The 20,415-nt window shown below is 61.5% G+C and carries 19 protein-coding genes; 4 read left to right on the top strand and 15 right to left on the bottom strand.

Translation table 11 applies throughout. The features are described from left to right. Window positions 1-15: 15 nt before the first annotated feature. The 6 genes from APH35_RS07455 to gcl form a co-directional block, all read right to left on the bottom strand. Complete coding sequence (locus APH35_RS07455) at window positions 16-897, bottom strand: urea transporter (protein ID WP_060514492.1); 882 nt, start codon at window positions 895-897, stop codon at window positions 16-18. A 183-nt stretch (window positions 898-1,080) separates the two neighbouring features. Further along, window positions 1,081-2,496 (bottom strand): pyruvate kinase, encoded by a 1,416-nt coding sequence (pyk, locus tag APH35_RS07450; protein WP_012273448.1) that lies wholly within the window; start codon window positions 2,494-2,496, stop codon window positions 1,081-1,083. Then, window positions 2,493-3,767 (bottom strand): glycerate kinase type-2 family protein, encoded by a 1,275-nt coding sequence (locus APH35_RS07445; RefSeq protein ID WP_060493792.1) that lies wholly within the window; start codon window positions 3,765-3,767, stop codon window positions 2,493-2,495. The genes pyk and APH35_RS07445 overlap by 4 nt, the downstream gene beginning before the upstream one ends. Window positions 3,768-4,026: 259 nt before the next feature. Next, window positions 4,027-4,920 carry a 2-hydroxy-3-oxopropionate reductase gene (locus tag APH35_RS07440; protein ID WP_012273446.1) on the bottom strand — a complete coding sequence of 298 codons (894 nt, stop codon included), beginning with the start codon at window positions 4,918-4,920 and terminating at the stop codon, window positions 4,027-4,029. 53 nt (window positions 4,921-4,973) lie between these two features. Next, entirely contained in the window at window positions 4,974-5,756 is a 783-nt protein-coding gene (gene hyi, locus APH35_RS07435) for a hydroxypyruvate isomerase (protein ID WP_060493791.1), read from the bottom strand. A gap of 54 nt (window positions 5,757-5,810) precedes the next feature. Beyond that, window positions 5,811-7,586 (bottom strand): glyoxylate carboligase, encoded by a 1,776-nt coding sequence (gene gcl, locus APH35_RS07430; protein WP_012273444.1) that lies wholly within the window; start codon window positions 7,584-7,586, stop codon window positions 5,811-5,813. Window positions 7,587-7,843: 257 nt separating this feature from the next. On the opposite strand from gcl, the gene APH35_RS07425 reads away from it, so the two are divergent. After that, window positions 7,844-8,284: a GlcG/HbpS family heme-binding protein gene (locus APH35_RS07425; protein ID WP_012273443.1), complete on the top strand. Its 441-nt coding sequence runs from the start codon at window positions 7,844-7,846 to the stop codon at window positions 8,282-8,284. Between the two features lie 130 nt (window positions 8,285-8,414). Here APH35_RS07425 and APH35_RS07420 read toward each other — a convergent pair whose 3' ends face one another. Next, window positions 8,415-9,026 carry a TetR/AcrR family transcriptional regulator gene (locus APH35_RS07420; protein ID WP_012273442.1) on the bottom strand — a complete coding sequence of 204 codons (612 nt, stop codon included), beginning with the start codon at window positions 9,024-9,026 and terminating at the stop codon, window positions 8,415-8,417. Window positions 9,027-9,158: 132 nt separating this feature from the next. Between APH35_RS07420 and APH35_RS07415 the strand changes: the two genes are divergently transcribed. Further along, window positions 9,159-10,073, top strand: a complete 915-nt coding sequence (locus tag APH35_RS07415; protein ID WP_060493790.1) for a DUF808 domain-containing protein — start codon at window positions 9,159-9,161, stop codon at window positions 10,071-10,073. Window positions 10,074-10,126: 53 nt separating this feature from the next. On the opposite strand, the gene APH35_RS07410 is transcribed toward APH35_RS07415, so the two are convergent. Further along, window positions 10,127-12,070: an LTA synthase family protein gene (locus APH35_RS07410; RefSeq protein ID WP_012273440.1), complete on the bottom strand. Its 1,944-nt coding sequence runs from the start codon at window positions 12,068-12,070 to the stop codon at window positions 10,127-10,129. 152 nt (window positions 12,071-12,222) lie between these two features. On the opposite strand from APH35_RS07410, the gene APH35_RS07405 reads away from it, so the two are divergent. Beyond that, a complete protein-coding gene (locus APH35_RS07405) occupies window positions 12,223-12,537 on the top strand; it encodes a hypothetical protein (protein WP_012273439.1) in 315 nt (104 codons plus the stop codon). Between the two features lie 67 nt (window positions 12,538-12,604). Here APH35_RS07405 and APH35_RS07400 read toward each other — a convergent pair whose 3' ends face one another. The 7 genes from APH35_RS07400 to puuE form a co-directional block, all read right to left on the bottom strand. Next, window positions 12,605-13,387, bottom strand: a complete 783-nt coding sequence (locus APH35_RS07400) for an outer membrane protein OmpK (protein ID WP_012273438.1) — start codon at window positions 13,385-13,387, stop codon at window positions 12,605-12,607. A 355-nt stretch (window positions 13,388-13,742) separates the two neighbouring features. Further along, window positions 13,743-14,528, bottom strand: a complete 786-nt coding sequence (locus APH35_RS07395; RefSeq protein WP_041166761.1) for an outer membrane protein OmpK — start codon at window positions 14,526-14,528, stop codon at window positions 13,743-13,745. A 140-nt stretch (window positions 14,529-14,668) separates the two neighbouring features. Then, the gene (locus APH35_RS07390) at window positions 14,669-16,024 is read right to left on the bottom strand and encodes a nucleobase:cation symporter-2 family protein (protein ID WP_060493788.1); all 1,356 of its coding nucleotides are present in this window, start codon (window positions 16,022-16,024) and stop codon (window positions 14,669-14,671) included. A gap of 158 nt (window positions 16,025-16,182) precedes the next feature. Continuing rightward, window positions 16,183-17,511: a urate hydroxylase PuuD gene (locus APH35_RS07385; protein WP_012273435.1), complete on the bottom strand. Its 1,329-nt coding sequence runs from the start codon at window positions 17,509-17,511 to the stop codon at window positions 16,183-16,185. Between the two features lie 44 nt (window positions 17,512-17,555). After that, window positions 17,556-18,059 carry an ureidoglycolate lyase gene (locus tag APH35_RS07380; protein WP_003254333.1) on the bottom strand — a complete coding sequence of 168 codons (504 nt, stop codon included), beginning with the start codon at window positions 18,057-18,059 and terminating at the stop codon, window positions 17,556-17,558. A gap of 49 nt (window positions 18,060-18,108) precedes the next feature. Further along, window positions 18,109-18,624, bottom strand: a complete 516-nt coding sequence (gene uraD / locus APH35_RS07375; protein WP_060493787.1) for a 2-oxo-4-hydroxy-4-carboxy-5-ureidoimidazoline decarboxylase — start codon at window positions 18,622-18,624, stop codon at window positions 18,109-18,111. Further along, window positions 18,624-19,550, bottom strand: a complete 927-nt coding sequence (gene puuE, locus APH35_RS07370) for an allantoinase PuuE (protein WP_012273433.1) — start codon at window positions 19,548-19,550, stop codon at window positions 18,624-18,626. The genes uraD and puuE overlap by 1 nt, the downstream gene beginning before the upstream one ends. Window positions 19,551-19,949: 399 nt before the next feature. Here puuE and uraH point away from each other — a divergent pair, with 399 nt between their 5' ends. After that, window positions 19,950-20,303 carry a hydroxyisourate hydrolase gene (gene uraH, locus APH35_RS07365; protein ID WP_003259496.1) on the top strand — a complete coding sequence of 118 codons (354 nt, stop codon included), beginning with the start codon at window positions 19,950-19,952 and terminating at the stop codon, window positions 20,301-20,303. Window positions 20,304-20,415: the final 112 nt, after the last annotated feature.

Below are 20,415 nucleotides of genomic sequence, written 5' to 3'. Positions count from 1 at the left end.
ACCGATGTGTTCCAGTCATCGGTTGTGCAGACGCCAGGAACTCCGGCGTAGTAAAAGTTGCCAGAAGTGGTTACCCGAATGCATCAGCCAGCAAGCCAGTACGAACGGCGCTGTCAGCCCGGCAATGGGCATCACGTTGAACAGCGGTTGCAGCAATAGGGCTATCACAATTGCCAGCAGCGTCACCCACGGCTTTTCACCTTGCCGGCTGAAGGCCAGTGCCGCCAGTGCGGCATTGAACCCGTACAGCCCCAGCCACGCAGCCTGCGCCTGGTCGGTGAGCAGCGCCACGCCCCCACCGATGGCCGAGCCAATCACCGCCCACATGGCGGCATAGGGGTTGGCGATGAACATGCCGAGGATGATCAGCGCGCCTGCCAGGGGTTGATCGAGCAGGAAGATCTGGCCCACACCACGCGCCAGGGCATACAGCGGGTCGGCTTCGACGAAGCCGCTGGGTGAGGGGCTGGCGAGCAGCAGCGTGGCCCAGCCCAGCAGGACGAAGGGGGCGGTGTAGGCGATCAAAAGTTTGCCGCCGCGCTTGCGCCATTGGTGGGTGATGATGCTGGACAGGCCGCCGGCGGCGATGATCAGTGGTGGCAGGATCGCCGACCAGGGCAGCACGACGCTGATCAGGATGCCGATCAGCACGCCGTTGTAGCAATACAACCCGGCCTGGCGATCGGCGCGGTCGTAACCGCGGGCCTGGGCGGTGAGTAGCCCAGCCAGGGCGCCGAGCAGGGCACCACCGCCGACCAGGCTGGGCGCGGTCAGCAGGATGGCCAGCAGGCAGCACAGGCCGCACAGGGGGTTGCGCAGCAGCAGCACCTGGCTGAAGCCGTTGAGTAACGCCGTGGCCCAGTCGGGGCACGGGTTGACGAAATTTTTGGTGTACATGGGGCAGTCAGTGAGGTTGATGGAGGGCGGTGGGCCTCTTTGGGCCTCTGTTTTCCGCAGGTTCGGTGTATTGGGAGGGCTTTGCCCTCCTATCGCGACACAAGGCCGCTCCTACAAGGGATTGCGGTCTCCTGTAGGAGCGGCCTTGTGTCGCGAAAGGGGCGCAGAGCGCCCCCGGCAATCTCAGATCAAAGTCTCGATCCGCAGCGTGTTAGTCGACCCCGGCTTGCCGAAAGGCACACCGGCGGTGATCAGCAGTGTGTCGCCACGGCTGGCCATACCTTGCGCCTGGGCAATTTCCAGCGCCGTAGACACCACCTCGTCGACCTGGCGCAGGCGGTCGTTGACCACCGAGTGCACGCCCCACGCCACGCTCAGGCGGCGTGCGGTGTTCAGGTTCGGTGTCAGGTTGAGGATCGGTGCCCGTGGCCGCTCGCGCGCCGCGCGCAGGGTCGAGGCGCCCGACTCGCTGTAGTTGACCAGCACCGCCACCGGCAGGATGCCGCTGATACGGCGGATAGCGCAGCTGATGGCATCCGACACGGTGGCTTCGGCTTTTGGCCGGCCAACGTCGAGCTGGGCCTGGTAGTCCGGGCCGTTTTCCACCTGGCGGATGATCTTGCTCATCATCTGCACCGCTTCCAGCGGGTAATCACCCGAAGCGGTCTCGGCCGACAGCATCACCGCGTCGGCACCTTCGGCCACGGCATTGGCCACGTCGGTGACTTCGGCACGGGTAGGCGCTGGCGAGAAACGCATGGATTCGAGCATCTGCGTGGCCACCACCACCGGTTTGCCCAGTTGGCGGCAAGTGCCGATGATGCGCTTCTGGATCTGCGGCACGCTTTCGGCCGGCACTTCCACGCCCAGGTCACCACGGGCCACCATGATCGCGTCTGCCAGTTCGGCGATGGCTTGCAGTTGCTCGACCGCCGAGGGTTTTTCGATCTTGGCCATCAGGTAGGCGCGGTCGCCGATAAGCTGGCGCGCTTCGACGATGTCTTCAGGGCGCTGGACGAACGACAGGGCCACCCAGTCCACGCCCAACTCCAGGCCGAAGGCCAGGTCGCGGCGGTCCTTTTCGGTGAGCGGAGAGAGGTCGAGCACCGCTTGCGGCACGTTGACGCCTTTGCGGTCGGACAGCTCGCCACCGTTCAGCACTTCGGTGTCGATGGCATCGCTGTGCTTGGCGGTGACGCGCAGGCGCAGCTTGCCGTCGTCCAGCAGCAGGTCCATGCCGGGTTCGAGGGCAGCGATGATTTCGGGGTGCGGCAGGTTGACCCGGCGGTTGTCGCCCGGGGTTTTGTCCAGGTCCAGGCGCAGGGCCTGGCCGCGTTGCAACTGTACCTTGCCCTCAGCGAAGCGGCCCACGCGCAGCTTTGGCCCTTGCAGGTCCATGAGGATGCCCAGCGGGTAGTTGAGTTGCTGCTCGACTTCGCGGATCCACTGGTAGCGCAGGGCGTGGTCGGCATGCTCGCCGTGGCTGAAGTTGAGGCGGAAGATGTTCACCCCGGCTTCGACAAGCTGGCGGATGTCGTCGATGCCGTTGATCGCAGGGCCAAGGGTGGCGAGGATCTTTACTTTTTTATCAGGCGTCATGATTGGGCAGTCTCGAGGATCAGGATGGCGCGGAAGTCGTTGACGTTGGTGCGGGTCGGCTCGGTGACGATCAGCGCATCCAGCGCGGCGAAGTAGCCATAGCCGTTGTTGTTGTCCAACTCGTCGCTGGCCGACAGGCCCAGGGCTTCGGCGCGGGCGTAGCTGGCCGGGGTCATGAAGGCACCGGCGTTTTCTTCCGAGCCATCGATGCCGTCGGTGTCGCCGGCCAGGGCGTACACACCCGGCAGGCCTTTCAGGCTTTCGGTGAGGCTGAGCAGGAACTCGGCGTTGCGCCCGCCACGGCCATTGCCGCGCACGGTTACGGTGGTTTCGCCACCCGACAGGATCACGCAGGGCGCCTTCAGCGGCTGGCCGTGTTGAACGATTTGCCGGGCAATGCCGGCGTGTACCTTGGCCACTTCGCGTGATTCACCTTCCAGGTCACCGAGGATCAGTGGGCTGAAGCCGGCCTGGCGGGCTTTGACCGCGGCAGCTTCGAGCGACTGCTGGGGCTTGGCGATCAGCTGGAAGTGGCTGCGGGCCAGGGCTGGGTCATCGGCCTTGACGGTTTCCGAGGCTGGGTTGTTCAGCCAGTCGATGACCGCTTTCGGCGCTTCGATGTTGTAGCGTTTGAGAATGGCCAGGGCGTCGGCCGAGGTGCTCGGGTCGGCCACGGTGGGGCCGGAGGCAATTACCGTGGCGAGGTCGCCCGGCACATCGGAAATGGCATAGGTGTACACCGTGGCCGGCCAGCAGGCCTTGGCCAGGCGGCCGCCTTTGATCGCCGAGAGGTGTTTGCGTACGCAGTTCATCTCGCCGATGGTGGCGCCGGATTTGAGCAGCGCCTTGTTGATCTGCTGCTTGTCGGCCAGGGTCAGGCCTTCGGCAGGCAGGGCCAGCAGTGCCGAGCCCCCGCCAGACAGCAGGAAGATGACGCGGTCGTCTTCGTTGAGGTTGCTGACCAGTTCCAGCACGCGCTTGGCCACGGCCAGGCCGGCGGCATCCGGGACCGGGTGGGCGGCTTCGACCACTTCGATTTTTTGGCAGTTGGCGCCGTGGCCGTAACGGGTAACGACCAGGCCAGAGACTTCGCCCTGCCAGCTTTTCTCGACCACTTCGGCCATGGCAGCTGCGGCTTTGCCGGCGCCGATGACGATGACCCGGCCGCTACGGTCGGCGGGCAGGTAGGGTTCGAGAACTTGACGGGGGTGGGCGGCGGCGATGGCTGTGTCGAACAGTTCGCGGAGAAGTTTTTGCGGATCGACCGACATGGCAGGCTCCCAATTATTGTTGTTCTGCAGAATCAAAAACGCCCCTGGAACTGCCTCCGTGCAGGCCGAACCAGGGGCGGGTGTTGCTCGGTGCTACCGCTGAACCTGTGGTCGCAGGTTCAATGGTGTTTGCTCTGGAATCCTGGGGGCGCTTTGCGCCCCTTTCGCGACACAAGGCCGCTCCTACAGGGGATTGCGTACCGCTTGTAGGAGCGGCCTTGTGTCGCGATCGGGCTGCGCAGCAGCCCCCGAATTCAGGTTACTTGTCGCCGCGGATCGAGAAGTTGGCCATGTGCTCCAGGCCTTTGATCAGCGCCGAGTGGTCCCAGTTGCCGCCACCCAGGGCCTGGCAGGTGTTGAACACTTGCTGGGCATTGGAGGTGTTGGGCAGGTTGATGCCCAGTTCCTTGGCGCCTTGCAGGGCCAGGTTCAGGTCCTTCTGGTGCAGGTTGATGCGGAAGCCTGGGTCGAAGGTGCCCTTGATCATGCGCTCGGCGTGCACTTCGAGGATTTTCGACGAAGCAAAGCCGCCCATCAGTGCTTCACGCACCTTGGCTGGGTCCGCGCCGTTCTTGGCAGCGAACAGCAGCGCTTCGCTGACTGCCTGGATGTTCAGGGCGACGATGATCTGGTTGGCGACCTTGGCGGTCTGGCCGTCACCGTTGCCACCGACGCGGGTGATGTTCTTGCCCATGGCTTCGAACAGCGGCAGGGTGCGCTCGAAGGCTTTCGGGCAGCCACCGACCATGATGCTGAGGGTCGCGGCCTTGGCACCGACCTCACCACCGGACACCGGGGCGTCCAGGTAGGCAGCGCCGGTTGCCTTGATTTTCTCGGCGAAGGCTTTGGTAGCGGTTGGCGAGATCGAGCTCATGTCGATCACGATCTTGTTCGGGCCGACGCCCTCAGCCACGCCGTTTTCGCCGAACAGGACGCTTTCGACCTGTGGGGTGTCGGGGACCATGACGATGATGAATTCGGCTTCCTGCGCCACTTCTTTAGGGTTGGCCAGGGCCACTGCACCGGCGGCGATCAGCTCGGCTGGCGCGGCGTCGTGGTGGGTGGAAACGAACAGGCTGTGACCTGCTTTTTGCAGGTTTTGGGCCATGGGCTTGCCCATGATGCCGGTGCCGATGAAACCGATTTTAGCCATGACAATGTGCCTCTTTATATTTGTTCACATCAGGCGCTGTGCGCCCGGCTTGTTCAAATTGCGTTATGGGTTTTCAGCCAGCCCAGGCCCGCTTCGGTGGTGGTCAGCGGCTTGTACTCTGCGCCCACCCAGCCCTGGTAGCCGATACGGTCCAGGTGCTCGAACAGGAAGCGGTAGTTGATTTCGCCGGTGCCTGGCTCGTTGCGCCCTGGGTTGTCGGCCAGCTGGATGTGGTTGATCAGTGGCAGGTTGGCTTGCATGGTGCGCGCCAGGTCACCTTCCATGATCTGCATGTGGTAGATGTCGTACTGCAGGAACAGGTTGTCGCTGCCGACTTCGGCCTGGATTTCCAGGGCCTGCTGGGTGGTGTTCAGGTAGAAGCCTGGGATGTCGCGGGTGTTGATCATTTCCATGACCAGGCGAATGCCGGCGGCCTTGAGCTTGTCGGCGGCGTAGCGCAGGTTCTCGACGAAGGTCTTGCGCACGGTGGCGCAGTCCGGGCCTTGTGGGCGGATGCCGGCCAGGGCGTTGACCTGGGTGTTGCCCAGCACCTTGGCGTACTCGATGGCCTTGTCGACACCGGCACGGAATTCTTCGACGCGGTCTGGGTGGCAGGTGATGCCGCGCTCACCCTTGGCCCAGTCACCCGCGGGCAGGTTGAACAACACCTGGGTCAGGCCGTTGGCCTCCAGCTGCTGCTTGATTTCAGCCGCGCTGAAGTCGTACGGGAAGAGGTATTCGACGCCGCTGAAACCAGCATCGGCGGCAGCCTTGAAGCGGGCCAGGAAGTCCTGTTCGGTGAACAGCATGGACAAGTTGGCAGCGAAGCGAGGCATGAGTTGTCTCCTTGCGATGAAGGCCCCCAGGGCGTACCTGGGGGCGTCAGGCGATCAGTCCAGCAGCGAGATGGCGGTTGGCGCGTCGTTGCCGACCAGGGCCAGGTCTTCGAACTCGTTGACCGCGTTGATCTCGGTGCCCATGGAAATGTTGGTCACACGCTCGAGAATCACTTCGACCACCACCGGTACGCGGAACTCTTCGGCCATTTTCTGTGCCTTGAGCAGGGCAGGGGCGATTTCTGCTGGCTCGAATACACGGATGGCCTTGCAGCCCAGGCCTTCGACTACGGCAACGTGGTCTACACCGTAGGTGGCGGCGTCGGTCGAGTTGATGTTCTCGAACGCCAGTTGTACACAGTAATCCATGTCGAAGCCACGCTGCGCTTGACGGATCAGGCCCAGGTAGGCGTTGTTCACCAGCACGTGGACGTACGGCAGGTTGAACTGTGCGCCTACTGCCAGTTCTTCGATCATGAACTGGAAGTCGTAGTCACCCGACAGCGCGACAACCTTGCGTTTAGGGTCGGCTTTGACAACACCCAGCGCGGCAGGGATGGTCCAGCCCAGCGGGCCGGCCTGGCCGCAGTTGATCCAGTGGCGTGGCTTGTACACGTGCAGGAACTGCGCACCGGCAATCTGCGACAGGCCGATGGTGCTGACGTAGGTGGTGTCCTTGCCGAATACCTGGTTCATTTCTTCGTACACGCGCTGTGGCTTGACGGGCACGTTGTCGAAGTGGGTCTTGCGCTGCAGGGTGGCCTTGCGCTCCTGGCAGTCTTCGAGCCAGGCCTTGCGGCACTTCAGCTTGCCAGCGGCTTTCCACTCGCGGGCCACTTCCAGGAACACGTCCAGTGCCTTGCCAGCATCGGAAACGATACCCAGGTCTGGGGTGAACACGCGGCCGATCTGGGTGGGTTCGATGTCGACGTGCACGAACTTGCGGCCTTCGGTGTAGACATCGACCGAACCGGTGTGGCGGTTGGCCCAGCGGTTACCGATACCGAACACCAGGTCGGATTTCAGCAGGGTGGCGTTGCCGTAGCGGTGCGACGTCTGCAGGCCGACCATACCGACCATTTGTGCGTGGTCGTCCGGGATGGTGCCCCAGCCCATCAGGGTCGGGATTACCGGGACGCCGGTCAGTTCGGCGAACTCGACCAGTTTGTCGCTGGCGTCGGCGTTGATGATGCCGCCACCGGCTACCAGCAGCGGGCGCTCGGCGTCATTGAGCAGGGCCAGGGCTTTTTCGGCCTGGACACGGGTCGCCGATGGCTTGTTGATGGCCAGTGGCTCGTAGGCGTCGATGTCAAATTCGATTTCGGCCATCTGCACGTCGAACGGCAGGTCGATCAGTACCGGGCCTGGGCGGCCGGTACGCATTTCGTAGAAGGCCTTCTGGAAGGCGTAAGGCACTTGGCCTGGCTCCAGAACGGTGGTCGCCCACTTGGTCACTGGCTTGACGATGCTGGTGATGTCGACGGCCTGGAAATCTTCCTTGTGCAGGCGTGCACGCGGGGCTTGGCCGGTGATGCAGAGAATCGGGATGGAGTCGGCCGATGCGCTGTACAGGCCGGTGACCATGTCGGTGCCGGCAGGGCCGGACGTGCCGATGCACACACCGATGTTGCCTGGGTTGGCACGGGTGTAGCCCTCGGCCATGTGCGAGGCACCTTCGACGTGGCGAGCGAGGACGTGATCGATGCCACCGACTTTCTTCAGGGCCGAATACAACGGGTTGATGGCAGCCCCTGGGATGCCGAACGCGGTATCTACACCTTCACGGCGCATGACCAGAACGGCTGCATCGATTGCTCTCATTTTGCTCATGGTTTGTGCCTCATCGATTTTGTAATTGTATACAACTTGCTTTGCGACAGAGTGTATTCACGCCTGGCGGCTCAGGTCAATGGGTTTTCATCGGCTGAGCGGGGTTTCGTCAGAGCGCCTGTGAAAACGGGGGTTTGCGCCATCGCATACGATCGTTTCAAAATATTGTATACAAAAATACCTTTCGTTGTGTTCTATTTGTTCTATCGGTTTTCAACTGCCCTCAGGGCTTCTCACAACAAGAAGAGGACCTTTCCATGAACGCTTTGAACCTGAAAGTCGCTGTCAGCCTGGTGAATGCCGCGTTGGCGGCGGGCCGCAAGATCAATGCCGCGCCACTGACCGTGGCGGTGCTGGATGCCGGCGGGCACCTGCTGGCGCTGCAGCGTGAAGATGGCGCCAGCCTGATTAGGCCTGAAGTGGCCGCTGGCAAAGCCTGGGGCGCAATTGCCCTGGGCAAGGGCTCGCGGTTGCTGGCGCTGGATGCACAGCAACGGCCGGCGTTTTTTGCCGCGCTGAACGGGATGGGGGAGCGGCCGGTGGTGCCAGCGCCGGGAGGCGTGCTGATTCGTGATCAGGACGGCAAGGTGCTGGGTGCGGTAGGGATCAGCGGCGATACGTCGGATATCGACGAGCAGTGCGCGATCAGTGCGATCGAGGAAGTGGGGTTGCGGGCGGATGCCGGGGTAGCGGCGTAAGGCTCGAGACAGCCGGGGGCCGCGTTGCGGCCCAATCGCGACGCAAGGCCGCTCCCATAGGGGTTATGCAATGTCCCTGTGGGAGCGGCCTTGTGTCGCGAAGGGCTGCAAGGCAGCCCCACTGGCCCTGTCAGGCTGCTTCCGGCTCGCAGCCTTTCAATACCATGCGGATAATGGTCTCGGCCGCCGCGTCGTAATCACTGTCTGCCAGCTTGGCCTTGCCGGTCACTGCAGAAATCTGCCAGTCGAAGTCGGCATAGGTCTGGGTCGCCGCCCAGATACTGAACATCAGGTGATGCGCGTCCACATGGGCAATCTGCCCACGGTCGATCCAGCGCTGGATGCACTCGATGTTATGCCGGGCCTGCTCGTTCAACTGCTCCACCTGGTTCGGCGACAGGTGTGGGGCGCCATGCATGATCTCGCTGGCGAACACCTTGGAGGCGTACGGCAGGTCGCGCGAAATGCGGATCTTCGAACGAATATAGGCGCTCAGCACTTCTTTCGGGTCACCGTCGGCATTGAACGGTGTGGAGGCCTGCATGATCGGCGCGATGATGCTTTCCAGGACCTCGCGGTAGAGGTTGTCCTTGGACTTGAAGTAGTAATACACGTTCGGCTTGGGCAGGCCGGCCTTGGCCGCGATATCGCTGGTCTTGGTGGCGGCGAAGCCCTTGTCGGCAAATTCTTCACTGGCTGCGCGCAGGATCAGTTCCTTGTTGCGCTCGCGAATGGTGCTCATGGTCAGGGATCTTCCTCGTGTCTGGCCACCTCTAAGAGGGATCGGGCATGGTAGCACCGGGCTTGACGGGCGCTCAAGGCAGCGACTTTCGGCTAGACTCCGGCACATTCATTTCAGTGGAAACAGGCAAACATGGCAGGAAGCAGTCTACTGGTACTGATCGACGATATCGCCACGCTGCTGGACGACGTCTCGCTGATGACCAAAGTCGCGGCAAAAAAGACTGCGGGTGTGCTGGGTGACGACCTGGCGCTGAATGCTCAGCAAGTCACCGGCGTGCGTGCCGAGCGCGAAATTCCGGTTGTTTGGGCGGTGGCCAAAGGGTCGTTCGTCAACAAGGCCATCCTGGTGCCGGCGGCGTTGCTGATCAGTGCGTTCATTCCGTGGGCGGTTACGCCCTTGTTGATGGTGGGGGGCGCCTACCTGTGCTTCGAGGGCTTCGAGAAGCTGGCGCACAAGTTTTTGCACAGCAAGGAAGACGATGCAGCCGCGCACGAGGCGCGCAAGGAGGCAATGGCCGATGCCAATGTCGATTTGGTCGCCTTCGAAAAAACCAAGATCAAGGGTGCGGTGCGCACCGATTTCATCCTTTCGGCTGAAATCATTGCCATCACCTTGGGTACTGTGGCGGATGCGCCGCTGACACAGCAGATCATCGTGCTGTCGGGTATCGCCATTGTCATGACCATCGGTGTTTATGGTTTGGTGGGCGGCATTGTCAAACTGGATGACCTGGGGTTGTGGATGACCACCAAGGCGTCCCGGCTGGCCCAGGTGGTCGGCAATGGCATCTTGCAGGCTGCCCCATACATGATGAAGAGCCTGTCGGTGATTGGCACCGCGGCCATGTTCCTGGTCGGTGGCGGGATTCTGGTGCATGGCATTGCCCCGCTGCACCATGCCATCGAGGCCTTCAGCGAAGGACGCGGTGGCGCGCTGACCGGGGCACTGCTCAACGGTGTGGCGGGTGTGGTAGCCGGTGCCGTGGTGCTGGCGGTGGTGGCGGCTGCCGGGAAGTTGTGGCGAGCGTTTCGCCCGGCTACCTGAGTTGTGTGGCCGGCAACGTCGATGTCATTCACCGCGTTGCCGTCTCACAGGTTTTACTGTTCAGCCACCGCACCTTGCTCCTGCGGCTTCCAGGCCAGGAGGCCCTTGCTGAAATCGTTGGCAGCACTCTGGTAGTAGGCAATCGCCCGTCGTACCAGTGGGTGGTCGCTGTCTACAGTGGTTTCCCGGCTGTTGCCCAAGGCATCCTGGTGCACGCGCATGCCGCCGCGTGGGCTGAGGATCGCCAGGTCCTTGCCGTCGAAGAGCCCCAGGTGCTGGTAGTTGCCGATCAGCACACGCGGCGCCAGGGATTCTTCGCGTAGCAGGTCGCGGCCGAAGAAGGTCGAGGTGTAGCTCAGGTTGAGCAGGCCGAGCAGGGTTGGTGCCAGGTCGATCTGGCTGGCCAGTTGTGCGTCTTCGCGCGGGGCGATCAGCTTGGGTGCATAGATCCACAGCGGGATCTGGTAATTGCTGACCGGCAGGTCTTCAACGCCCGCGCTGCCGGCGGTGTGGTCGGCGACGAACACGAACAGGGTGTTGTCGAACCATGGCTTGCCCTTGGCCTCCCGCAGGAACTGCGCAATGGCATGGTCGGTGTACTTCACCGCGCCCTCACGGCCTTCACCTGACGGAATGTCGATACGGCCATCGGGGTAGGTGTAAGGGCGGTGGTTGGAGGTGGTCATCAGTTGCAGGAAGAACGGTTGCTGCCTGGCGTGGTCGGCATCGGCCAGCTTCAGCGTCTGCCGATACAGGTCTTCGTCAGCCATGCCCCAAGCGTTCTTGAAGCTGATTTCGCTCTCGTCGACGCTGCTCTGGTCGACGATACGGTAGCCATTGCCGCTGAAGAAGGCGTTCATGTTGTCGAAGTAGCCGCGCCCGCCATAGACGAATACGGCGTCATAACCCACCGCTTTCAGTTGCTGACCGAGGCTGCCATAGCCGCTTTCGCGGCCGATGCGCTTGACGATCGAGCGGCCCGGCGTGGGGGGGATCGACAGGGTGATGGCTTCCAGGCCGCGATCGGTACGCGTGCCGGTGGCGTAGAAGTTGTTGAAGTACAGGCTCTGTTGGCGCAGCGCGTCCAGGTTGGGCGTGAGGTTGCGTGGGTCGCCGTTGCTGCCCATGTACTTGGCGCTGAAGCTCTCGATGGTGACCAGGATGATGTTGGGCTTGCGTGGCTCGCCGCTGGCGCTGATGTGGCGACGAATGTCCTCGGGCTCGCTGGCCTTGAACCGCGCGTTGGGCTCGGCCAGTTCCTGGTGCATCTGCGCACCAACTTCGTTGGCGTCGAGGCTGGCGTAGAACTGGGTGTAGTCGAGCTCGTTGTTGCGGAACGCGGCGAAGAACTGGTACGGACCGTTGCTGGCCAGTTCGCGCTGATAGGCGTTACCGCCTTGGCCACGCGGGAATTGCTGGTCGACCACTAGCACGCTGAGCCCGCCCAGCACGGCCAGCAGCGCAAGGCCACCCAGGCGCTGGCGCAGGTTGGCGCCGGGTGCTGCGAGGGCCTGGGCCAGAGGTTTGCGCAGGATCAGGGCAAGCAGGACGGCAACCACGGCGATGCTGCCCAGTAGCGTTGGCAGCGGGTACGACTCGCGAATGTTGTCCAGCACTTCCTTGGAATACACCAGGTAGTCCACGGCGATGAAGTTGAAGCGCACCCCGAACTCGTCCCAGAACAGCCACTCGGCCACCGCGACGAACAGCATCACGAACAGGCTGACGATCAACACCCCGCCCATGAGCCGGCGATGCAAGGCCGTGCGCCACAGTGCGGCCGGGCACAGCGCCAGGTAAAGCCCCAGCGGCAGAGCGGCGTAGGTGAGGAAGCTCAGGTCGTACAAGGCACCACTGAAGAATAATGAGAAGTAGTTGCCATGTACTTCATCCAGGTGGGTGACCAGCAATACCAGACGGGTCAGCAAGAAAATGCCGAACCAGAGCGAGCAAACTAACAGCAGGTACCGCCAAGGTGCGGCGAGGGAGGTGCGCATTAAGTGGGCCTGTTTTCTTTTTTGGATGCAAGAAGCCAAGCATGCTAGATGGGTAAGTGCAAAAATTTTGTCAAAAATTCGCAGGGACTAAGTGGAATCTCGGGCATATAGTAAGCACTTTGCTTATTTCCTACAGGTCGGGAGGTTAAATCATGTTCGGAAATGTGTTGACTTACGATGTGTACCACTTGGCCCTTTACCTGGGCTCGGCCTTGGCCTGGGGCGCCGTGGGCCTTCTGATGCTGCTGCGCGGGGCGGGGGTAGGGGCTTTGTACAAATGCTGTGCGGTATTTGGCCTGGCGTTGATAACCAATAGCATCATGCTGGTGCTGGACATCTTGCGTGTGCTGGAGCACTGGCAGGTGGAGCTGGGGCTTTTGCTGTTTGGCGTGATGTTGCCGTGTGTGCTTGTTCTGACTTTAAAGGCAAATTTATCAGTAAGTAAGAATAGTCTTAATAAGTTGTAGGAAAGTTCTTACATGATTTGGCGTGACAGCGCGTTGGAAGATCAACGCGCTGTCACGATTCAGCGCATCAGAAGTGCACTTTTACCAGGAAACTCATGGTGTTCTGGTCGGTAGTGAAGGCATCGCTGTCCTTGATACCGTATTTGTTCTTCCAGTAGTCGTACTCGACACCCACGTACAGCTGCTTCTCGCCCAGGTGCAACGCCTTGCCCAGGTCGTACTTGATCTGTGGGTTGAAGTGCAGGTTGGCCTGGTAGGTGCCGTGGCGGTTCTCGTCGTTGTCCACCACCCAGTCCATGAAGCCGTCGATCAGCACGTCGGAATCGCCGACCGGGATGGTGTACGACCATACCGGGGTGATCTGCCATACGTTGTCGCCGGCGCGGCTGCCGTCGGTGGTGCGGTTGTAGAAGTTGAGCTGGAAGTAATCGAAGCCCGGGATGGCCAGGTCGAAGCCTGGGCCGATCAGGTACGACTCGGTGTCACCCTCGCCAAACTCGTAGGTCATGGCCAGCAGCACGTCCTTGACCGGGCCGAACTCCAGCTTCTGGTCGAAGATCTTGCCGAACGACAGGCGTGGGCTGAACTCGCCGTAGTAGGTGTTGGGCCCGTTGTTGGCGTCCTTCTTGCCCTGGTAGAAGATCTTGTCGACGAAGAAGAAGTTGTCGCCGTACTTCCACGCGTCGGCGTGCTCGAAGGTGAAGGTTTGCTGGGTTTCGGGGTTGACCTTGAAGTTCTTGCCCCACAGGTAGGTCAGGCTGTTGTTCTGCCATTGCAGCAGGTCGCCGCCGAAGGTGGTGCCACAGGCCAGCAGGCCGCCGGCAAGGATCAGGCTGTTGATGGTACGCATTGCGAGTGTCGCTCCCTTGATTGATCTGTTGTCAGCGCTCGGTGATGGCGCTTTTTTGTTGTCTTGCGAGTCAGCTTTTTTCGATAGGCCACAGCTGTTTGGCAAGGGTTGAGCCAACTTTTCCGGTTTGGCAAAACCTTCCTGCTCGACTTCGTTCTGAACGGATGAAAAGGGTCTTTCAGGCTGGCAACACGTTGGCCAACCGCCCGTATTCATTGACTGAGCGGTCAGTAAACGCAGGCAGAATCCGTTCTGCCCTGATCGAGGGGGCGCGCAGATTACTGGCTTGCGCGCCGGGCCTCAAGTGCTCCGTCCTGGAGCGGCGTGGTTCAAACTTGTGCGTTTGGTCAGCTTCTTAGAAGTGTACCTTGATCAGCGCACTGGCGACGCTCTGATTGCTGTCCAGGTTGCCACGGCTGTCGATGCCGTACTTGTCCTTCCAGTAGCTGTATTCAAAGCCGACGTAGAGCTGTTTGGCGCCCAGGTTCAGTGCCTTGCCCAGGTCATATTTGACCTGTGGGTTGAAGTGCAGGTTGGCGTGGTAGGTGCCACGGCGGGTTTGGTCATTGTCGGTGACCCAATCCATGTAACCGTCGATCAGAATGTCGGAGCGGCCCACCGGGATGGTGTACGACCAGCCGGGGGTGATCTGCCAGACATTGTCACCGGGGCGGCTGCCTTCGGTGTTGCGCACGTAGAAGTTGAGGGTGAAATAGTTGAAGCCGGGGATGTCCAGGTCGAAGCCGGGGCCGATCAGGTAGGCTTCGTTGTCGCCCTCGCCGCGCTCGTAGGTCATGGCCAGGAGCACGTCCTTGATCGGGCCGAAGGCAAGCTTGCGGTCGAGGATCTTGCCGAACGACAGGCGCGGGCTGAACTCGCCATAGTAGGTGGTCACGCCTTTGCTGGGGTCGGCTTTGCCGTTGTAGAAAATCTTGTCGACGAACATGAAGGTGTCGCCGTACTTCCATTTGTTGGCGTGCTCGAAAGTGATGGTCTGCTGGATATCAGGGTTGACCTTGAAGTCCTTGCCGTACAGGTAGGTCAGGCTTTCGCCGTGCCACTGCAGCCATTCGCCTGCATGTGAGGGTAGGGTGGCCAGCAGGCTGCTGCCCAACAACAGGGACGTGGTGATGCGCTTCATGTTGTGATTCCCGGACTTATTGTTTTTGTTGGCGGTTTTTTTGGCGCGCAGGCGCCCCGGGCGACCCATTCCGGCGGGTCGACGGCGTAGCGGTTACTGCAGATGTGAATGAGGGGCGGCAATGCGCCGCCCCTTCTGGCTCAATGCTGGTGACAGGCGTCGTTGTGCACCGCGCGGTCGGCACCACCGAGGATGTTGAACAGGACGTTCAACACCAGGGCACTGACCGTGGCCATGGCGATACCACTGTGGGTGATGGGTTCCATCCACTGTGGCATCTGGGCGAAGAACTCCGGACGCACCACGGGGATCAACCCGAAGCCGACGCTCACGGCAACCAGCAGCTGGTTGCGGCGGTCGCCGATGTCCGCCTCCTGAAGAATCTTGATCCCGGTGGCGGTGACCATGCCGAACATGGCGATGGACGCGCCGCCCAGTACCGCAGGTGGGATCGAGGCAATCAGGAAGGCTGCCTTGGGCAGCAGGCTGAGCAGCATCAACAGGGCACCGGCCACGATGGTGACAAAGCGGCAGCGCACCCCGGTCATTTGCACCAGGCCGATGTTCTGGGCGAACGAGGAGTGGGTGAAGGTGTTGAAGAAACCGGCGATGAACGACGCACCGGCATCGCACAGCAGGCCGCGACGCAGCATGCCGGGGGTCACTTCGCGATCGGTCACCTTGCCCAGGGCCAGGAACATGCCGGTGGACTCGACGAAGATGATCACCACCACCAGGCACATTGACAGGATGGGTGCCAGGCTGAATGTCGGCATGCCGAAGTGCAGGGGGGTGACCACCTGCAACCACGGCGCGTCCTTCAGGCCAGACAGGTCGACCATGCCGATGGAACCGGCCAGGATGTAGCCAAGGCCCATGCCCACCAGTACCGACACGTTGACCCAGAAGCCGCGCATGAAGCGGTTGATCAGCAGGATCACAGCCAATACCAGGCCGGCCACCAACAGGTAGATCGGCGAGCCGAAGGTTTCGGCTTCATGGCCGCCACCCGCCCAATTGACTGCCACGGGGAACAGCGACAGGCCAATCGAGGTGATCACCGTACCGGTGACCAGCGGCGGGAAGAAGCGTACGACCTTGGACATGAACGGGGCGATCAGCATGCCGAAGAACCCGGCGGCGATGGTCGCACCGAAGATCCCCTGCAGGCCTACGCCGGGCATGCCGGCCATGGCCACCATGCTGCCGACGGCCGCGAAACTGGCACCCATCATCACCGGCATGCGGATGCCCACCGGGCCGATACCGAACGACTGGATGATGGTAGCGACGCCAGCGACCAGCAGGTCGGCGTTGATCAGGAAAGCGACTTCTTCACGGGACAACCCAGCGGCCTGGCCGATGATCAACGGCACGGCGATCGCGCCACCGTACATCAGCAGAACGTGTTGCAGGCCAACCAGGATCAGTTGGAACAGGGGCAAGGGTTCGCGCGGCGGCGCAATGGGGATATACGCCTTGCGTGACTCGGACATGCAGCACCTCGAGTTTTGTTTTTATTCTCGGATCCAAGCGGCAAGCTCCAAGCGGCAAGCTTCAAGTAGAAGCTTGGTGATCCGCGTTGGAGCCTGACGCTCGATGCTTGCTTGTTACCTACGACTTACAGCTTGAGGCTTGAAGCTTGCGGCTTCGGTCAGTTGACCTGGGCACCTTTGGCGATCCAGTCGCCGACGAGCTTGCGCTCTTCGGTGGTCATCTGGGTGATGTTGCCCAGCGGCATGATCTGGCTGGCGACCGCTTGCGCCTGAATGCGCGCGGCCTGGGCCTGGATCTGCTGCGGGGTGTCGAACATCACGCCGGCAGGGGCGGCACTGAACAGTGGGCTGGTCGGTTTGGACGAATGGCACACGGTGCAGCGTTCCTGGATGACATTGTGGATCTTGTCGAAGTCGCCACCACCGGCCTGGGCTGCCGCCTGGGCAGGGGCCTCGGCGGGTGCGGCCGGCGCTTGGGCAGCCTTGGCGGCGTCCTCGGCGCGCTGCTCGGCAGCGGTCTTGCCACCGACGGCGGTCGCGGGCAGCGGTTGGTACTCGATCTTCGCTGCGGCTTGCTCTGGGCTTACGGCCATCGGTTTCGGGCCGGTGACGTAGGCCAGGCAGATCATTGCCAGGGCGCCGACGGGCAGGGTCCAGGCGTACTTGTTGCTGTCGTGACGGGTGTTGAAGTAGTGGCGGATCAGAACCGCGGCTACTGCGATACCGGCCAGGATCAGCCAGTTGTACTGGCTACCGTAGGTGCTCGGGAAATGGTTGCTGATCATGATGAACAGCACCGGCAGGGTGAAGTAGTTGTTGTGACGCGAGCGCAGCAGGCCCTTGGCCGGCAGTACCGGGTCGGGCGTCTGGTTGTTCTCGATCGCCGCCACCAGCTGGCGCTGGGCCGGCATGATGATGCGGAACACGTTACCAACCATGATGGTGCCGATGATCGCGCCGGTGTGCAGGTACGCGCCACGGCCGCTGAACACCAGGCTGAAGCCCCAGCAGGCGGCGATGATCAGCACGAACAGCACACCACCGAGCAGCGCAGGCTTCTTGCCCAGGGGCGAGTCGCACAGGAAGTCGTAGATGAACCAGCCAGCGATCAACGAGCCGATACCGATGGCCACGCCTTCGGCACCGCTCAGGGTGCTGCCAGGGGCCAGCAGGTACAGGGCCGGGTTCCAGTAGAACACCACGCACAGCAGGGCGATACCGGACATCCAGGTGAAGTAGGCTTCCCATTTGAACCAGTGCAGGTTCTCGGGCATTTTCGGGGGTGCGAGTTTGTATTTCTCCAGGTGGTAGATACCACCGCCGTGAATCGCCCAGAGATCACCCGACAACCCATCGCGCGGGTTGCTTCGGTTCAGGTGGTTCTCCAGCCAGACGAAGTAGAACGATGCACCGATCCAGGCGACACCGGTGATCATGTGAACCCAGCGAATGCTCAGGTTCAGCCATTCGTGAAGGTGTGCTTCCACAGTATGTACCTCTGCCAGTCACCGAGAAGATGACTGACCTTTTCTTATTGGTGGGGATTGAGGATCAGCATCTGTTCCTCGGTGAAGTAATGCTCATCGCAGTTGTTGCCAGAACCACTGCGATCAACCACCAGGAAATCATCCCGCTTTTCGATCGTAAGCACCGGGTGGTGCCAAACGCCGCGATGGTAATTAACGCCCTGCCTGCCATTACTGCGGAAGGCCCGGACCAAGCCTGATACAGGTGCATCGCCAACCGGCGCGACCACGATCAGAAAGGGGTTGCCGAGCAGCGGGATGAAAGCCTGGCTGCCCAGCGGATGGCGTTCCAGCATGCGCACGGTCAGCGGCATGTCCTGCGCGTCGGCGCGGAAGATGCTGATGATCGCCTTGTCTTCAGGCTCGGCGGTTTCGACCGTGGCGAGCTTGTGAAAGCGCATGGTCGAGCCGTTGTTGATCATGAAGTGGTCGCTGCCGTCGGTTTCGATCACGTCTCCGAATTGGGCGAAGGCTTCTTTGGTCAGGGGCTCGATCATCAGGGTGCGCATGCGGTTATCTCTTCTATTGTTCGTTTTCTGAATAAGGTTCGGCTGTTGCTTACAGCTGCAGCAGGCGGAACAGGGCGATCAGGTTGATCTGCGCCAGGGCTTCCTTGAATTCGGCATCGGCATCGTTGTGGATGCGTTTTTCAAAGGCGGCGAGGATCTGGTGCCGATTGCTGCCCTTTACCGCCATGATGAACGGGAACTGGAACTTGGCCTTGTAGGCGTCGTTCAGCTCGGTGAAACGGGCGAATTCTTCGGCGGTGCACTGGTGAATACCGGCGCCGGCCTGTTCGTTGGTGCTCGATTCGGTCAGTTCGCCCTGGATGGCGGCCTTGCCGGCGAGGTCCGGGTGAGCGTTGATCAGTGCCAGCTGGTCGGCGTGGTTGGCGCTGAGCAGGATGTCGCTCATGCGCTGGTGCAGCGCCTCGATCTCGTCCAGTTCGCCCAGTTGGCCCAGGTCATAGGCTTTTTCGGCCACCCACGGCGAGTGCTCGTAGATGTCGGCGAAGGCTGCGACGAAGGCGTCACGGCCCAGGGCGGATGGCTTGAGAGTGTTGAAGGCGGTCATCAGGCGTTCTCTTTCTTGTACGGGTGGGTGGTGTGCCAGTGGCGGGCGATATCCACGCGACGGGCGAACCAGACCTGGTCATGGCTTTTTGCGTAATCGACGAAGCGCTTCAGTGCAGCCAGGCGCGCCGGGCGGCCGACCAGGCGGCAATGCAGGCCGATGGACAGCATTTTTGGTGCTTCGGCGCCTTCGGCGTACAGCACATCGAAGGCGTCTTTGAGGTACTGGAAGAACTGCTCGCCGCAGTTGAAACCCTGCACCTGGGTGAAGCGCATGTCGTTGGTGTCCAGGGTGTACGGGATCACCAGGTGCGGCTTGCCGGTAGGGTTGTTCGGCTCCCAGTAGGGCAGGTCGTCGTCGTAGGTGTCGCTGTCATAGAGGAAGCCACCTTCTTCCATCACCAGGCGGCGGGTGTTGGGGCCGGTGCGGCCGGTGTACCAGCCCACTGGGCGCTCGCCGGTGAGTTCGGTGAGGATGCGGATGGCTTCGAGCATGTGCTCGCGCTCCTGGGCCTCGTCCATGTTTTGGTAATCGATCCAGCGGTAGCCGTGGCTGCAGATTTCGTGGCCGGCTTCGGCCATGGCGCGGATAACGTCAGGGTGGCGCTGGGCGGCCATGGCCACGGCGAAGATGGTCAGCGGCACACCGCTTTCCTTGAACAGCTTCAGCAGGCGCCACACGCCGGCACGGCTGCCGTACTCGTACAGCGATTCCATGCTCATGTTGCGCTGGCCCTGCAGTGGCTGGGCAGCGACCATCTCGGACAGGAAGGCTTCGGACTCTTTGTCACCGTGCAGGATGTTGCGTTCGCCGCCTTCCTCGTAGTTGAGGACGAAAGACAGCGCGATGCGAGCGTTGCCCGGCCATTGCGGGTGAGGAGGGTTGTTGCCGTAACCGATCAGGTCGCGAGGGTAGTCAGCGCTCACTGCAGTCTTCCTTCTTGTGCGTTAGTGCAGGGGGTGGGCGGGCCGCGTCGGTATGTCGCACCACCGGATGGGCTGATTGTATACAACTTCTGAAATCTTTTGTAAGCCTGTTTTTCCGCATTTCTTCCCTTTTGTCGCCCTGCAGCGACCTGGAAATACAGTGCAAGAAACCTGCCTGATTGGTCAGCTAATGACGTTGACGTCGTTACGTCGCTTGTATTTGCGACCGATGGGTCGTTTATGGGCGCCGGACGAACGGTGTGACAGAAGGGTTTAAAAAATTGTGTACAATTTTGCGATGGAATGTCTTAATGGCGTCATTCCCGCCTGCCGCAGGCGCTATGCTGGTGCGAAGGCTGAGTATTTTTTGCCCACAGATTGAACAAGAGGCGACACGCAATGGGACGTTTGACCACACACGTACTGGATGCCGCGCATGGCTGCCCGGGCAGCTCGATCAAGGTCGAGCTGTACCGTGTCGAAGGCCAGCAACTGGAGCTGGTGAATACCGCCCTGACCAACAGCGATGGCCGCGTCGACGCGCCACTGCTGCAGGGTGACGACTACCGCACTGGCGTTTACCAGTTGCAGTTCAGCGCTGGTGATTACTACCGCGCCCGCGGCGTGCAACTGCCGGCCCAGGCGTTTCTGGATGTTGTCGTGCTGCGCTTTGGTATCGACGAGCAGCAGGAGCACTACCACGTGCCACTGCTGATCTCGCCGTACAGCTATTCGACCTATCGTGGAAGCTAGTTGGTCGCTAGAAGAATCTTCGTAGGTCCTTTGGCCCGCTCTCACACTGGCGGGCTTTTTTTCGTCTGCTGTTTTTGTGCCTGGCGTGGGATGTGGGTGCCTGGGGGATCGA

The sequence above is a fragment of the Pseudomonas sp. NBRC 111132 genome (assembly GCF_001320565.1).
Taxonomy (GTDB): Bacteria; Pseudomonadota; Gammaproteobacteria; order Pseudomonadales; family Pseudomonadaceae; genus Aquipseudomonas; species Aquipseudomonas putida_P.
The sequence above is the reverse complement of the archived record's forward strand: the minus strand, read 5'-3'. Positions and strand labels throughout refer to the sequence as shown.